This window comes from Exiguobacterium sp. s138, from assembly GCF_018618775.1.
GTDB classification, from domain to species: Bacteria; Bacillota; Bacilli; order Exiguobacteriales; family Exiguobacteriaceae; genus Exiguobacterium_A; species Exiguobacterium_A artemiae.
Genome location: NZ_JACSMW010000006.1, coordinates 42,436 through 58,394 on the forward strand (window position 1 = coordinate 42,436; position 15,959 = coordinate 58,394).

At 48.2% G+C, this 15,959-nt stretch carries 15 protein-coding genes and 1 riboswitch; of the genes, 12 read left to right on the forward strand and 3 right to left on the reverse strand.

The features are described from left to right. The first annotated feature begins 45 nt into the window (after positions 1–45). The 10 genes from KNP91_RS12380 to lysA all read left to right on the forward strand — a co-directional run bounded on the left by KNP91_RS12380 (position 46) and on the right by lysA (position 10,863). Positions 46–1,251, forward strand: coding sequence for an argininosuccinate synthase (locus KNP91_RS12380; protein WP_214850294.1), 1,206 nt, complete (start codon positions 46–48; stop codon positions 1,249–1,251). After that, the gene (argH, locus tag KNP91_RS12385; protein ID WP_214850295.1) at positions 1,248–2,618 is read left to right on the forward strand and encodes an argininosuccinate lyase; all 1,371 of its coding nucleotides are present in this window, start codon (positions 1,248–1,250) and stop codon (positions 2,616–2,618) included. Before KNP91_RS12380 ends, argH begins: the two co-directional genes overlap by 4 nt. 70 nt (positions 2,619–2,688) lie before the next feature. Further along, positions 2,689–2,867, forward strand: a riboswitch (Lysine riboswitch). 113 nt (positions 2,868–2,980) lie between these two features. After that, positions 2,981–4,180 carry an aspartate kinase gene (locus tag KNP91_RS12390; RefSeq protein WP_012369391.1) on the forward strand — a complete coding sequence of 400 codons (1,200 nt, stop codon included), beginning with the start codon at positions 2,981–2,983 and terminating at the stop codon, positions 4,178–4,180. 12 nt (positions 4,181–4,192) lie between these two features. Further along, positions 4,193–5,185 (forward strand): aspartate-semialdehyde dehydrogenase, encoded by a 993-nt coding sequence (locus KNP91_RS12395; protein WP_214850296.1) that lies wholly within the window; start codon positions 4,193–4,195, stop codon positions 5,183–5,185. A gap of 20 nt (positions 5,186–5,205) precedes the next feature. Then, the gene (gene dapA / locus KNP91_RS12400) at positions 5,206–6,087 is read left to right on the forward strand and encodes a 4-hydroxy-tetrahydrodipicolinate synthase (RefSeq protein ID WP_012369393.1); all 882 of its coding nucleotides are present in this window, start codon (positions 5,206–5,208) and stop codon (positions 6,085–6,087) included. Further along, positions 6,084–6,830 carry a 4-hydroxy-tetrahydrodipicolinate reductase gene (gene dapB / locus KNP91_RS12405; RefSeq protein WP_214850297.1) on the forward strand — a complete coding sequence of 249 codons (747 nt, stop codon included), beginning with the start codon at positions 6,084–6,086 and terminating at the stop codon, positions 6,828–6,830. The genes dapA and dapB overlap by 4 nt, the downstream gene beginning before the upstream one ends. Further along, complete coding sequence (gene dapD / locus KNP91_RS12410; protein ID WP_214850298.1) at positions 6,817–7,524, forward strand: 2,3,4,5-tetrahydropyridine-2,6-dicarboxylate N-acetyltransferase; 708 nt, start codon at positions 6,817–6,819, stop codon at positions 7,522–7,524. The genes dapB and dapD overlap by 14 nt, the downstream gene beginning before the upstream one ends. A gap of 25 nt (positions 7,525–7,549) precedes the next feature. Beyond that, positions 7,550–8,482: a branched-chain amino acid transaminase gene (locus KNP91_RS12415; RefSeq protein WP_012369396.1), complete on the forward strand. Its 933-nt coding sequence runs from the start codon at positions 7,550–7,552 to the stop codon at positions 8,480–8,482. Next, a complete protein-coding gene (gene alr / locus KNP91_RS12420; protein WP_214850299.1) occupies positions 8,479–9,537 on the forward strand; it encodes an alanine racemase in 1,059 nt (352 codons plus the stop codon). Before KNP91_RS12415 ends, alr begins: the two co-directional genes overlap by 4 nt. 12 nt (positions 9,538–9,549) lie before the next feature. Continuing rightward, positions 9,550–10,863: a diaminopimelate decarboxylase gene (lysA, locus tag KNP91_RS12425; protein ID WP_214766599.1), complete on the forward strand. Its 1,314-nt coding sequence runs from the start codon at positions 9,550–9,552 to the stop codon at positions 10,861–10,863. Between the two features lie 53 nt (positions 10,864–10,916). Here the strand turns inward: lysA and KNP91_RS12430 are convergent, their stop codons facing one another. Beyond that, positions 10,917–11,939: a LysM peptidoglycan-binding domain-containing protein gene (locus tag KNP91_RS12430; RefSeq protein ID WP_012369399.1), complete on the reverse strand. Its 1,023-nt coding sequence runs from the start codon at positions 11,937–11,939 to the stop codon at positions 10,917–10,919. Positions 11,940–12,144: 205 nt separating this feature from the next. On the opposite strand from KNP91_RS12430, the gene KNP91_RS12435 reads away from it, so the two are divergent. Beyond that, entirely contained in the window at positions 12,145–13,272 is a 1,128-nt protein-coding gene (locus KNP91_RS12435) for an ABC transporter ATP-binding protein (protein ID WP_214766601.1), read from the forward strand. Then, complete coding sequence (locus tag KNP91_RS12440) at positions 13,269–14,852, forward strand: ABC transporter permease/substrate-binding protein (protein WP_214766603.1); 1,584 nt, start codon at positions 13,269–13,271, stop codon at positions 14,850–14,852. The genes KNP91_RS12435 and KNP91_RS12440 overlap by 4 nt, the downstream gene beginning before the upstream one ends. 144 nt (positions 14,853–14,996) lie before the next feature. Here KNP91_RS12440 and KNP91_RS12445 read toward each other — a convergent pair whose 3' ends face one another. Together KNP91_RS12445 and KNP91_RS12450 are read right to left on the reverse strand one after the other, a co-directional pair. Beyond that, positions 14,997–15,194: a hypothetical protein gene (locus tag KNP91_RS12445; RefSeq protein WP_012369402.1), complete on the reverse strand. Its 198-nt coding sequence runs from the start codon at positions 15,192–15,194 to the stop codon at positions 14,997–14,999. A gap of 108 nt (positions 15,195–15,302) precedes the next feature. Next, complete coding sequence (locus tag KNP91_RS12450; RefSeq protein WP_214766605.1) at positions 15,303–15,842, reverse strand: gamma carbonic anhydrase family protein; 540 nt, start codon at positions 15,840–15,842, stop codon at positions 15,303–15,305. Between the last annotated feature and the right edge of the window lie 117 nt (positions 15,843–15,959).

A 15,959-nucleotide genomic window follows, 5' to 3' on the forward strand; every position in this document is an offset into this window, starting at 1 on the left:
ATTTTTATACAGAAAGATACAGTCGAATTCAAGGAGGAAATAAGAATGACAAAACAAAAATTGATTTTAGCGTATTCGGGTGGACTGGATACTTCAGTCGCCATCAAATGGTTGAGCAAGGATTATGACGTCGTCGCATTGTGTATGGATGTCGGCGAAGGAAAAGATTTGTCGGTCATCAAAGAAAAGGCGTTACTCGTCGGTGCGATCGAATCGATTGTTCTTGATGTCAAAGACGAATTCGCAAATGACTTTGTTTTGCCAGCCCTTCAGTATGGTGCGCATTATGAAGGAGCCTATCCTCTGATTTCCGCTTTATCTCGTCCGTTGATTGCTGAAAAACTGGTCGAAGTGGCACATGCCCACGGTGCCACAGCAGTCGCCCACGGATGTACCGGAAAAGGAAACGACCAAGTCCGGTTCGAAGTTTCGGTTGCTGCTCTTGATCCGTCGCTCGAAGTCATCGCACCGGTTCGGGAATGGAAATGGTCACGTGAAGAAGAAATCGCTTATGCAAAAGAAAACAACGTTCCGATTCCGATTAATCTCAACAGCCCGTATTCAATCGACATGAACTTATGGGGACGCAGTAACGAATGTGGTGTCCTTGAAAATCCATGGACAGAGCCGCCGCAAGATGCATACGCTTTGACGGTCGCACCGGAAGACGCACCGGATCAAGCGGAAGAAGTCATCATCGGTTTTGAAGCAGGTGTTCCGGTTTCGATCAACGGGACAGCGTATCCGCTGGCGAAGCTGATTACAGAACTGAATATCATTGCCGGTGCACACGGTGTTGGACGGATTGACCATGTCGAAAACCGTTTGGTCGGCATCAAGTCACGTGAAGTGTATGAGTGCCCGGGTGCGACAGTCTTACTCAAAGCCCACGCAGCACTTGAAACGATCACATTGACGAAAGACGTTGCCCACTTTAAACCGATTCTCAGCAAACAATATGCAGAAACGATTTACAACGGATTGTTCCATGCCCCGCTGACAAAAGGTCTCAAAGCGTTCTTGACGGCAACGCAACAGGACGTGACCGGTGAAGTCCGTGTCAAACTGTATAAAGGGAACGCAACCGTCACAGGACGTCAGTCAGCAGTTTCGCTCTACGATGAGAAACTCGCGACGTATACAAAAGAAGATGCCTTTGATCACGAAGCAGCGAAAGGATTCATCAAATTACACGGTCTTGCGATTTCGACACATGCCAGTGTCCATCGTCAGGAAGGCGTGAAAAAATGACGAAACTATGGGGCGGACGTTTTACGGAAAGTGCTTCCGCTCAAGCGGAGGCCTTCGGAGCATCGATTTCGTTTGATCAGAAATTAGCAGCCGTTGATTTACAGGGGAGTCTTGCGCACGCGCAGATGTTATATGAACAGGGAATTCTTGAAAAGACCGAGTGGGAACAAATCGAAGCCGGTCTTAAACAGTTGCAAACGACACTCGAGCAACACGTCTATACGACAGTGGATGAAGACATCCACATGAATCTCGAGCGGTTACTGACGGAACAGATTGGTCCGGTCGCCGGTAAACTGCATACAGCCCGCAGTCGAAATGACCAGGTCGCGACTGATCTCCACCTTTGGATGGAACAGCATGTTTTAGAACTCCTGTCGAGTCTTCGCAACCTGCAATCCGTCATTACGGAACAGGCGGAGCAACATGTGGAGACGGTCATGCCGGGTTATACCCATCTGCAACGGGCGCAACCGATCTCACTCGCGCATCATCTGCTCGCTTATTTTTGGATGTTTGAACGGGATGCCGATCGATTGACCGATAACCTGAAACGGATTCGGATGTCGCCGCTCGGTGCCGGGGCACTGGCGGGAACGACTTTCCCGATTGACCGCTTCAAGTCAGCCGAGTTACTTGGGTTTGAACAGGTCTATCCGAATAGTTTGGACGCGGTCTCAGACCGGGACTTCGTGATTGAATACCTTGGCATCGCGTCGACGGTCATGATGCATCTGTCACGCTTTTGCGAAGAAATCATCATCTGGGCGTCGCAAGAATTTTCGTTCATTGAGCTGTCCGATGCGTTTTCGACGGGATCAAGCATGATGCCGCAGAAAAAAAATCCAGATTTCGCGGAACTGATCCGCGGCAAAACAGGTCGTGTCTACGGAAATCTGATGGGTTTCCTGACGACGATGAAAGCATTACCACTCGCATACAATAAAGATATGCAGGAAGATAAGGAAGGTGTCTTTGACACCGCTGATACCGTGTTACAATCCGTTCAAATTTTTACAGGCATGATCGAATCGGCTACGTTTAAGACAGAAGCGCTCAAGAAGGCGACGATGCAAGACTTCTCGAATGCAACGGAACTGGCGGATTATCTGGTCACAAAAGGGATTCCGTTCCGGGAAGCACATGAAATCGTCGGGAAAGCCGTCTTACATTGTGTCCAAAGCGGCTGTTTCTTAAAAGATTTGACGCTGTCCACGTATCAGACGTTCCATCCGGTCATTGCAGAAGATGTCTATCCGTTGTTAGATCCGGTTCAGGCGGTCGCGCGACGGGGAAGTTACGGCGGGACCGGTTTTACGGCCGTCCGGGATCAACTCGCATTAGCGAAGAAGCAACTTGAAAAATGATAAAATTCAAAAAAAGTTTGGCAAATCACTGGATTTAACAAAAAATGTTTGCTATAACTGTAACTAACAACCGACAGATAGAGGCGCGGATGACATCAGTAGCAACACTTATTCAAGGCAAGCATGCCAAGTGATGTGAAAGGGGAAATCCGCCGAAGTGAACAAGAAAATGCTTTTTCTTGATTGCTGGTACAACGGTTAAGATCCGTTGTACTGCCGAAACCCACGTTTCGGAGCGCTATCTTACGTAAAAGAACGTATGACGCTGTCATCGTTTGTCCGATCGTGATAACGACGGGCCGTAGGAACGCTCCTACCGGCCCGTCGTTTTTTTCTGTTTCGGGACAAAAGGAGATAGGATTGTGACAACTGTACTTAAATTTGGTGGTAGTTCGGTTGCGACTGTCGAACAGATTCAGTCAATTGCGAATTATTTGAAGAATCGGACGGAACAAGGAGAAAAATTAGTCGTCGTCGTGTCGGCAATGGGGAAAATGACCGATTCATTGATTGCTCAGGCGCAGGCGATAACGGACCGTCCGGAACGACGCGAACTGGACCGGCTGCTTGCAATCGGTGAAGAACAGACGATTTCATTACTCAGCATCGCCCTGAACTCACTCGGGATAAAAGCCTTGTCGCAGACAGGGGCCCAGGCAGGCATCAGCACGATGGGACTGCACACGAAAAGTAAAATCAAACAGATTGACGGCGAATTGCTCCGGAAAAAACTGGAGACATACGACGTCATCATCGTCGCCGGTTTCCAGGGCGTCAATGAGCTCGGGGATGTCACGACACTCGGTCGCGGCGGATCGGATACGACAGCCGTCGCATTGGCCGCGGTTCTTGATAAACGATGTGAAATTTACACGGACGTCGACGGTGTTTACACAGCTGATCCACGGATTCATGCAACGGCACAACCGATTCCACACATTTCATACGATGAGATGATGGAAATGAGTGCACTCGGTTCAAAAGTCATGGAGATGCGCAGTGTCGAACTCGGTAAAAAATACGGCGTCCACATCTTCGTCGGAAAAACATTAGAATCGGAAAGAGGGACTTGGATCATGGAGGCAACGGAAACGATGGAACAAAAAGCGGTCACGAGCGTCAGTGTAACGAAAAACGTGTTGACGGTGTCAATCAAGCATGTACCGCAGACGAACTCGGCGGTCGCGGATATCTTTGAACTGTTATCAGGACGTCACGTCAACATCGATATGATCAGTCAGACGACGTTTGACAGTGACATCTTCCTTTCCTTCTCTTGTCCGCTGGATGAAGAAGAGTTTTTGGAAGAAGCACTGCAGGATATCATCAATCGTTTCCCGACGGTCAAAGTCGACCGTCATAACCAGCATGCCAAGTTATCCGTCGTCGGAATCGGGATGCGGGACGCAACCGGGGTCGCTTCGAAATTGTTTGCGACGTTCCGGGCGGAAAACATCACGTTTTATCAAGTCACGACATCAGAAATCAGCATCTCATATACGATTGCCCAGGCCGATATCGAACGGACTGTCGCAGCAATCGCAAAAGCATTCGATCTGTAAGGAGGAAATCATATGTATCATGTCGCAGTCATTGGCGCAACCGGTGCCGTTGGTCAAAAAATGTTACAAGTCCTGGCGGAACACGATTTTCCGGTCCGTCAGATTTCAGCTTATGCTTCAGCCCGTTCAGCCGGGAAAATCGTTCAGTTCAAAGGACAGGACGTCACGATTCAAGCGTTATCGGAAAACATCACGAAAGACGGGATTGATGTCGCACTGTTCGCAGCTGGCGGTACCATCAGTGAACAGTATGCCCCGTTGCTTGCTGCAGCAGGAACACTCGTCGTTGATAATTCCAGTGCGTTCCGGATGCAGGCAGATATTCCGCTTGTCGTACCGGAAGTAAATTCGCAGGCAATCGGACGGAACGATCGTTTGATCGCCAATCCGAACTGTTCAACGATTCAATCGGTCGTCGCCTTGGCACCGCTTCAACCATTTGGTTTGAAGCGCGTCAACTATACGACGTATCAGGCCGTATCCGGTTCCGGTCAAAAGGGAATCGAGGATTTAGCCCGCGGCAGTCGCGGCGAAGAACCGGTCAACTATCCACACCCGATTCATGATAATATTTTGCCGCATATCGATGTGTTCTTACCGGACGGTTATACAAAGGAAGAACAGAAAATGATTGACGAAACTCGGAAAATCTTTCGTTTGCCGGAGTTGCCCGTCAGCGCGACGTGTGTCCGTGTCCCGGTCACGAATTCACATTCCGTTGCCATCAATGTCACGTTTGAGCAGGAAACAAGTGTTGAAGCGATTCGTGTTGCTCTGGCCGAAGCACCTGGCGTCGTTTTAGTCGATGATGTCAGTCATAATCAATATCCGATGCCGCTTGATGCAAGCGGAACAGACGACGTCTATGTCGGACGAATTCGTCAGGATCAAAGTCTCGCCAATACGTTCCACATCTGGTGTGTCGCCGATAATATCCGTAAAGGGGCCGCTTCGAACGCTGTCCAGGTAGCACGGCAAGCACTTGAAAGTTCAATCCATTCGTAAGAAACGAGGAGGAATCCGATATGTTTAAAGGAGCAGGAACAGCACTGGCTACACCATTTACATCAACCGGTGAGCTGGATTTAGCGGTATTTGAACAACTGATCGAACAACAACTCGCAGCGAACATTCAAGCGTTAGTCGTCGGGGGAACGACCGGAGAAGGGTCAACGTTGACGAATGAAGAGTTTGAAACGTTACTTGAAACGGCAATCCGTGTGACAGCCGGACGTGTACCGGTCATTGCCGGGACCGGAACGAACAATACGGCTCAAACGATTGAAAAAACACAGACGGCAGCCCGACTTGGTGCTGATGCTGCCATGCTGGTCACACCTTACTACAATAAGACATCACAAGCAGGACTCGTCGCCCACTTCACGGCGGTTGCGGATGCAGTCGATTTGCCAATCATGCTCTACAATGTTCCGTCACGGACAGGGGTCGCGATTTCCGTCGAAACAGCCGTCACACTTGCCAAACATCCGAACATCCAAGCGTTTAAAGAAGCAAGTGGAGACGTCAGTTTCATGGGGGAATTGATGACGGCCTTACCAGATGGCTTTGCAGTCTTCTGCGGTAACGATGATCAAATTCTTCCTTATATGGCATGGGGGGCACAAGGCGTGATTTCCGTCTTGTCGAATCCATACCCGGCAGAAACGCAAGCTTTGGCAGAAGCGTTACTTGCGAATGACTATACGACGGCACGCCGGATTCAAAGTGATTTGATGCCTGTTATCTCAGCATTGTTTAGCGATGTCAATCCGATTCCCGTCAAAGCAGCACTCGAAGAAATCGGCCTTGCTGTCGGGGCACCTCGTCTGCCGCTTGTTCGCCAGTCGGAAGCCGGTCATGCCCATCTGCTTGAGACGATGCGGAGTTACAAAGGAGTGGTTGGATGAGACTCGCCATTCACGGATACGGAGCGACCGGACATTACGTGCATGAACTGGCACCGGATGCCGTCGTCGCCGTCATCGACAAAACGAAAACAGCGGAACAGGTCCCGTCTTACGGTACGCTTGCCGAAATGACGGAGTCGGTCGATGCGATCATTGATTTTTCGCATCCGAGTCTTTTGCCGGACTTGCTTGCTTACGGGATCAAAACGAAAACCCCGCTCGTCATTGCGACGACCGGTTTCTCGGAAGCAGAACTGCAGACGATTCGCGATGCTTCGACACAAATTCCGATTTTCCAATCGTATAACATGTCGTTTGGGATCGCGATGATGCAACAGCTGTTAAAAACACTTGTTCCGCTCGCCGGCGCATTCGACATCGAACTGCTGGAAAAACACCATAATCAAAAAGTCGATGCACCAAGCGGAACGGCGGAGCTGCTACTGCGGACGATTCAAGATTTGCGGAACGTCACACCCGTCTACGAACGGGAATCAACACGCGAGAAGCGCGAAGCAAATGAAATCGGGATGCACTCGATGCGTGGGGGAACGATCTTCGGGGAACATGAAGTATTGTTCGCCGGTGTTGACGAATTGATTGAAATCAAGCATACGGCGTTGTCAAAGAAAGTCTTTGCTTCAGGTGCAATCAAGGCAGCAGAAGCACTCATCCAAAAATCAGCGGGACTCTATACACTGGAGACGCTTTACACACAGGAGGATTCACATGTTATTAACTGATGCTTTTGAAATTGCGAAATTCATTAAAGATGCTAAAAAACAAACACCGGTCAAACTGTACGTTAACGGGGACCTGGCAGGACTGACGATTGAAGGGGCAACAGCTTTCGGAACCGATCAATCTAAAATTTTCTTCGCGGATGCAGGACTTGCGTCAACTTTCTTAGAAGAATATGCAGACCGGATCACGGAAGTTCACGTCGAGTATGACCGCCGGAACAGTGCCGTACCGATGCTTGATACGCGCCATTTAAACGCACGCATTGAACCGGGTTCATGGATTCGTGATCATGTCGTCATCGGTGACAATGCTGTCATCATGATGGGAGCAATCATTAATATCGGTGCATCAATCGGAGATGGTACAATGATTGATATGAACGCCGTTGTCGGAGCACGTGGCACAATCGGGAAAAACGTTCATGTCGGCGCCGGCGCCGTGGTCGCAGGGGTTCTTGAACCGCCTTCAAAAACACCGGTCATCATTGAAGATGGTGTCTTAATCGGAGCGAATGCCGTCATTCTTGAAGGTGTCCGCGTTGGAAAAGATGCCGTCGTCGCAGCAGGCAGTGTCGTCACAGAAGACGTTCCTGCCGGTAGCGTAGTTGCTGGTACTCCAGCACGTGTTATCAAACAGAAAGACGAAAAAACAGCAGAGAAGACGCAATTGGTGGATGATTTACGTTCACTCTGATTGACGTCGAAGAGGAGGAAAACACATGGCAGTGGATACACAGTATGGAGAAGCAATTTGGTTAGACGGAGTTTTTCATGATCCAAAAGAGGCAAATACGAGCGTCATGTCCCATGCGATTCATTACGGAAGCGGATTCTTCGAAGGTATCCGTGCGTATGCGACACCGGATGGTCCGGCGATTTTCCAATTGACGGAACACATTGAACGTCTGTTCCGCAGTTGCGCGTTCTATCACGTGACGATTCCTTATACAGTGGAAGAACTTGTCCAAGCGACAATTGATCTGGTCGCCAAAAACGGCTTTGAATCTTGTTACATCCGCCCGTTTGTTTTCCTCGGTACACCGTGGCAGGCATTGATGGCAAAAGATACGACGGTTCACGTCGGAATTTCTTGTTGGGAACTGGGCGAGTACTTCGATAAAGGCGCCGGTATCCGCGCGAAAGTCGCTTCTTACCGCCGCGTTTCGTCGACAATGATGCCGATGCAGGCAAAAGCTGCCGCCAACTACATGAACTCGCAGCTCTTAAAAGGCGAAGCACAACGTGACGGATTCGACGAGGCGATTGCCCTCGATATGAACGGAAACGTCAGTGAAGCGAGTGTCGCCAACCTGTTCATGTTGAAAAACGGCACGATTTATACACCTTCACTCGACTGCTCGGTATTAGACGGCATCACACGTCAAGTCATCATGCGTTTGGCGCAGGATCAAGGGTATCCGGTCGTCGAGCGTCATATCGGCCGTGATGAGTTATACGTCGCAGACGAAATCTTCTTGACGGGTACAGCAGCAGAAATTACAAGTGTCGGAGAAATTGATCACATCGTCATCAACGGCGGAACACGGACTGTCGCGGATGAGTTGCTTGATCTTTACCGACAGACGGTCTCAGGTCAATTGCCGCAATATGCGGACTGGTTGACACATGTGACACCTGCTGTCGCCGAATGAGTTCAAGAACTGTCGTTACCATTGATCGGGAAGCGGTGCGGCATAATGTCGCATCGGTTTTCGCCCGGTCTAACAAGCAGATTTTTGCCGTGGTCAAAAACAATGCTTACAACTTAGGGATGATTGAAATGGTCGCCACATTGATGGAAGCCGGTGTCCGGCATTTCGCAGTGGCGGAAGTTTATGAAGCAATTGAAATCAAAACGAATTTTCCAGACAGTTATGTCCTGGCGATGAATCCGGCATCGGATTTTAAAGAGGTCCGCTTGCATGGAGTAGCGCTCGGAATTCCTTCGCTCGATTGGCTGACACGTCATCAGGCGGATTTATCGGGAATTGAACTGCATTTAAAAATAAATGTCGGGATGAACCGTTTTGGTGTCAGTTCGCTCGAAGAAGCATTAGCGGTGCTTGAAACCGTACAGGAGCAAGAGCTGACGTTAACAGGGCTCTACACGCATTTCCCGCTTGCCGATGAACCGGGAGCCGATCACGACGGTCAGGTTGAACGGTTCCTTGAAATCGGAAATCCGTTACAGGCGAAACATAGCTTTACTTATATCCATGCCGAAAACAGTGCAACGATCGTCAAGCATGATCCGCGCCTCGCCTGTTGCAATTACGTCCGGCCCGGTATATTCCTGTTTGGATATTCGCCGATCGAAAAAATGGATTGGCTCGTCCCCTCACTCCGGATGACGACGGAGGTTGTTGAAATCCGTGAAGTGGCAGCAGGGGAACACGTCGGTTACGGAACATCGTATACAGCACCGACAGCGATTCGTGTGGCGGTTTTGCCGGTCGGCTACGGGGACGGGGTTGTCCGCGGACGGTCGTCACTGCCGGTCATCATCAACGGAAAACGTTATCCGATCATCAGTAAGTTATTTATGAGTCATACGTTCATCGCCGTCGATTCGACGGTGGAAATCGGTGATAAAGTTGTTCTGTACGGAGACGGCATCGAAATTGATGACATCACCCGGACCGGGACAGCCAATAATTCGGAACAGATGTGTGCCCGTTCGTGGCGTTTAACACATCGTTATTTATAAGGGGGAAGCAAGATGTACGGAAGCCGCTATTTGACGGAACAAAACAATGAACTACAGATTGACGGGGTGGCAGCAACAGAGCTTGCCAAACAATACGGGACACCGCTTTATGTCATGGCAGAACGTGAATTGACGGACCGTCTGGCGACCGTACGCGACGCCTTTTTAAAGAAATATCCGAATACGTATGCTTCGTTTGCTTCTAAAGCCTTGACAATCGGTGCCGTTTACCAGCAAGTTGTCCGACATGGTCTTGGCATTGACGTCGTCACAGGCGGCGAACTGTTCATCGCCCGTAAAGCCGGTGTGCCGGCGGAACGGATTTATTTCCACGGTTCAAATAAATCGACGCAGGATTTACGGTATGCCGTCGAAGAGGGTGTCGGGAAAATCGTCATCGATCATTACGGGGAAATCGCTCAACTCAACCAGATTGCGGGCGATACCTGTCAAACCGTTCAGGTTCTGATCCGGATTGTTCCGCAAGTCATCGGTGGTGCGCACACGAAAATCCAGACCGGTGGTGTCGATACGAAGTTTGGTTTTTCGACGCATGATGATTCGTACCTGCAAGCCGTCGAAGCTGTTTTAGCAGCGGAACATTTGGTGTTACTCGGTATTCATTGCCATGTCGGATCGCAAATTCAAGAAATTGAACTGTTTGAGCGGACGGCCCGGACGATGATGGGATTCGTCGAAACGATTCGCGAGCGGACTTCTTTCGTCGCAAGCGAAGTCAATCTCGGCGGTGGATTTGGAATTGCCTATACGCAAGATGATCAGCCGCTTGATTTCGAACAAACGATGGAGCGGGTTATGGCGATCATCGATGAAGAAACAACGCGTCTTGCGATCGATCGTCCGCGAATCGGGATTGAACCGGGGCGGTGGGTCGTCGCAAATGCCGGAACGACGCTGTACACGGTTGGTGCTATCAAGGAAGTACAAGGTGTACGAACGTACCTATCGGTGGACGGCGGAATGGCGGATAATATCCGGCCTGCTCTATACGGAGCGGTGTACGAAACCGTGATTGCCAATCGAATCAAAGGAGAAACACGTCATGTGACAGTTGTCGGTGCAGCGTGCGAATCCGGCGATCTGGTTGCTGAGTCTGCTGATTTAGCAGAACCCGTCAGTGGAGATACGTTAGCGGTCTTCGGGACAGGCGCTTATAACTATTCGATGGCAAGCAACTACAACCAATTTTTACGACCGGCTGTTGTTTTCGTTAATCAAGGTGAATCGCGTGAAGTTGTCCGTCGCCAGACGTACGCCGATTTAATTCAATGTGATCTGGGTCTTGAAAATATCCCGTCTTCTTAAGAACTGAAACCATTCAAAAGCGTCCTGGTCGTAAAGACCGGGACGCTTTTGTGTTACTTCGGAATGACAAGGACTTGCCCGACGGAAATCAAATTGACATTCGTGATTTTATTGGCACTGGCAAGCGCGGTGACCGTCACGCCGTACTTCGTTGCAATGGAGTAGAGCGTGTCCCCGGCTTTGACGGTATAGGTGACTGTTGTTGGCGGAGGAGGTGTCGTTCCCGGAATGACAAGCACTTGTCCGACAGTGATCAGATTGTAGTTCGTGATGTTATTGGCTTTAGCGAGAGCAGCGACGGTGACATTGTAGAGGTTGGCGATTTTATAAAGGGTATCGCCCGATTTAACCGTATACGTTTTACTGCCGCTTGGAGGCAATTTTAATAATTCGGAGATTGTGACGAATTTATAGCCTTTCGCTTTAAGTTGCGAAATCATCGATGGAAGTGCAACCGGTGTACCGGGTGCACCAGCCCCCGTATGCATCAGAACGATGGATCCCGGGACGATGTTCGGAACGACACGCGCCAAAATGGCTGTTGAACTGATACCTTTCCAGTCAGTTGTATCGATGTTCCACTGAATCGTTTTCGTGTATCCGGCATTCCCGACGGCGGCAAGGACAGCGCTGTTGCTCGCGCCAAATGGTGCGCGGAAAATCGGTTTAGTCGTCCGTCCGGTCAATGACTTGATTAAGTTTTCGGTTTTTGAGAGTTCACTCGTCATCTGAGTGGCGGTTAATTTCGTAAAATCAGGATGCGTATAGGAGTGATTTCCAAGCTGATGCGTCGGAGTTGCAGTGGCGATGTTTTTAATCAATTGTGGATGATTATTGGCACCGGTACCTGTTAAGAAAAAGGTTGCTTTGACATTGTTGGCTTTTAAGATACTCAAAATCTTAGTGATGTTTCCACCATCTGCTCCGTCATCAAACGTCAGTGCGACGACTTTACTCGTCGTCGATCCTTTTGTGACAAACGTCGAACTGGCTGCATCTGCCGTCAAACCGTAACTAAAGAAAGGAAAAAGCGATATTAACATGATCATGATGATCCGAATCCATTTCCCGTGCATGTGTACGTCGCCTCCTTTTTCTAGGATGACTGCCTCTCACTTGACTCTACTTATCTATTACCCTTTTTGAGCAAAAAAACTAAAAAATAGGGAGATAATTCCCGAATTTTTATGAGTCTAAACGGATTAATCTTAAATAATTGTTTAGCCCTGAAATGAATAGGGAACATATGGTATATGGAAATAGTAAAAGGAGTGGAAACGAATGATTGAATTTAAAAACGTCGGGAAGCAATTTAAAGACAACGTTGTCTTAAAAGGCTTAACTCTCGAAATCAAAGAGGGCGAGCTGGTTGTGTTCATCGGACCGAGTGGATGTGGGAAAACGACATCCTTAAAAATGATCAATCGTTTGATTGAACCCTCGTCAGGAACGATTTTAGTCAACGGAAAAGACATCATGAAGACGGATACGATTGAATTGCGTCGTCATATGGGATACGTCATCCAACAGACCGGTCTCTTTCCACACATGACTGTACGGGAGAATATTCAATTGATTGCCGGGCTCGAAGGGAAAGACCACGATCAGATGGATGTTCGAACAGAAGAATTATTACAGATGGTCGGTCTTGATCCCAAACAATTCATTGACCGTTATCCGAGTGAACTCAGTGGTGGACAACAGCAACGTGTCGGGTTTGCCCGAGCCTTGATGAATGACCCGGACGTCATCCTGATGGATGAGCCGTTCAGTGCGCTTGACCCCGTTACACGCAATGACCTCCAAGAAGAACTATTTAATCTCCAGGAAGAAGTCAAGAAAACGATTGTGTTCGTCACACATGATATGGATGAGGCGATCAAGCTGGCCGATCGGATCTGTATCATGCGCGATGGAGAAATCGTTCAGTTTGATACACCGGAAGAAATCCTGCGTCATCCGAAAGACGAGTACGTCGAATCCTTTATCGGAAAAAATAAAATCTGGAGCAGTCCGGCGTTCATCAAAGCAGAGGACATCATGATTGAAGATCCTGTTTCCATTAGCGGAAAACGAACGCTGTTGCAGGGAATTGAAATCATGCGCGGACGTAAAGTCGACAGTCTGTTGATCACGGACCGTGACCGGATCCTTCAAGGAATCGTTAAATTGAAGAATATTCAAACGGCTCCTGATAAAGGGGTTCGGATTGAAGACGTCATGGAAGGGGAACTGGTTGCGGTTGATGAGCAGGACTCCTTGCTTGATGTACTTGAAGTCATGAACCATGAAGAAACAGGCTATCTGCCTGTTACGAATAAAGCAGGACAATTACGTGGATTAATTACAAGAAGTAGCTTGCTTTCTGTCTTGAGTGAGCAGTTCATTCAGGAGGAGGAAGTTCAATGAATGGATTTTTAAATTACGTTCAAAACAATACCGGTCAAATTTTTGACCTGTTACTCGAACACTTGCAGTTGACTGTGCTGGCCGTCGTCATTGCCGTCGTCCTCGGGATTCCGATTGGTATTCTCATCACACGGTATCAACGTTTTGCGAAACCGGTCCTTGCTTTGACAAGCGTCGTCCAAGCCGTACCGAGTCTTGCCCTGCTTGGATTCCTGATTCCGTTCATCGGAATTGGTTCGACACCGGCCATCATCATGGTCGTTCTCTATTCACTGCTTCCAATCGTTAAAAATACGTATACCGGATTATCGAGCATTCCGGGAGATATGCTCGAAGCAGCCAAAGGAATCGGCTTAACGGATCGTCAGATTTTAGGTAAAGTTCAAATTCCATTGGCGTTACCGATCATGATGGCCGGAATTCGGATTTCTGCCGTCACGGCCGTCGGTCTGATGACGATTTCTGCCTTCATCGGTGCAGGCGGATTAGGATATCTTGTTTTCTCCGGGATTCAAACCGTTGATAACAATCAAATTCTGGCTGGTGCCATTCCTGCCGGTATCTTAGCATTAGCCATTGATTTCATTGTCAGCCGGATTGAATATTCGGTCGCACCAAACGGAATTCCGCTTGCAGACGGCCGGGTGAAGAGCCGCGCACGCAAACGCCGTAAAGCGATGTCAGCCGGAAAGAAAATCGCCATTGCAGCGATTGTTTTCCTGCTGATTGGCGGAACGGTCGCCTATTCGTTCTTAAAAACGGATAAAATCGTCATCGGTTCAAAAAACTTTACGGAGCAATTGATTTTAGGAAATATGTTAGCGGATCTCATTGAAGACAAAACAGATTTAGAAGTCGAGCGTCAACTCAATCTCGGCGGAACAAAAGTCGCCTATGGAGCACTTGAAACAGGCGAAATTGATGCTTATGTCGAGTACACGGGAACATTATTGATTGATGTCCTGAAACAAAAACTGGAAACTGATCCGGAAGCTGTTTATAAAAAGGTCGGAAAAATGATTCCGGAAAAGAGCCAGGTTGATGTTCTCGATCCAATCGGTTTTAACAACACGTACGCTCTTGCGATGACAAAAGAAGATATTAAAAAATATGACTTGAAAACTGTTTCCGACATGGCAGCAGTCAGTAACCGATTGATTCTCGGATCAACGATTGAATTCGCCAACCGCGAAGACGGGTACTTGGGATTAAAGAAAAAATATCCCGACATGAAGTTTAAAGATGTCCAGCCGGTCGACGGCGGATTACGTTATACGGCTTTAACGAACGGAAAAACCAATGTCATCGACAGCTTCTCGACAGACGGTCTACTGAAAAAGTTTAATCTGACAGTTCTTGAAGATGATAAAGAATTTTTCCCGCCATATTACGCTGTACCACTTGTTCGTCAAGAAACACTCGAAGAACATCCGGAATTAAAAGAAGTCCTGAACCTGTTAAAAGATAAGATCACAGATAAAAAGATGCAGGAATTGAACTTTAAAGCAGATGTCGAAAAAGAACGTCCGGAAGATGTGGCACGTGAATTCTTGATTGAAGAAGGACTCATTAAAAAGTAAAAAAAGAGAGCCGAGGCGAGAATCCGCTTCGGCTCTTTATCATGCGCGCTGACGCGCTATATCGTTTTGGAAAATAGGTAATCCTAGTAGATCATTATTTTTTGATTCGACTAGCGAGCCAAGCGCGAACTGTATTTTGCTGAATCATACATGTTCTTCCTCTCTTGATTGAATTATTCCTAAACTCAAGGATTTTTGCTCGGCATCATTAACAATACGTGCTTGCAACTCTTTCGTCAACCCATCTGTTTCGTATACAGGTAAAGTCGGCAAACCGTAACTCGGATTATTTGTGGATGAAAACAAGTCAGCCATCAACCGTTCTTCGAATAATGGTGTCATTTTAAATCCTCCCCCGTCGTGATTCCTGCCTTACTTCTACAGTGTAAGGGAGAGATGTAAACAAACGAGAGGTAAATTGTTAAAAACAGGTGAACTTTGTAAACGTTTTCACATTGTCGTCAAATCTTCTTCGAGTGGCGTGCAGTCAGCAGCATATTGTTGACCCCGTTTGACGTATTTCCGGATCGTCCGTTCCATGATGAACCGGTCATGATCACTGATTTCACGAACGATTTTTGCCGGAACGCCCATGACCATCGAATTCGGAGGAACGACCATTTTAGGTGGGACCAGACTGCCGGCTGCAACGAAGGCACCGCTTCCGATTTCAGCTTCGTCCAAAATCGTCGCCGACATCCCGATCAAAGCGCCTTGGCGAATGATTCCCCCGTGAATCATTGCCATGTGTCCGATCGTGACATCATCTTCAATGATGGTCGGATACCCTTCATACTGATGAATCATGGACCCGTCCTGAATATTGACACGCTCGCCAATTTTAATCGGACCTTCATCTCCCCGGATGACCGTATTGAACCACACAGTCGAATCTTTACCGATTTCGACCTCTCCGATGACTTTGGCGCCGTCTGCGATATAGACGCTCGGGTCAACGTTTGGAACCAATTGACCTACACGATATTTCATGTCTGTTCCTCCCTTTTACTTTCAAGTGTACGTTTTCATCTTGACTGTTGGAAAAATAAATTGCAACTGCTTCCAAACTAATTGTAAGATGGTAAAAATACCGTTCACACCAGGAGG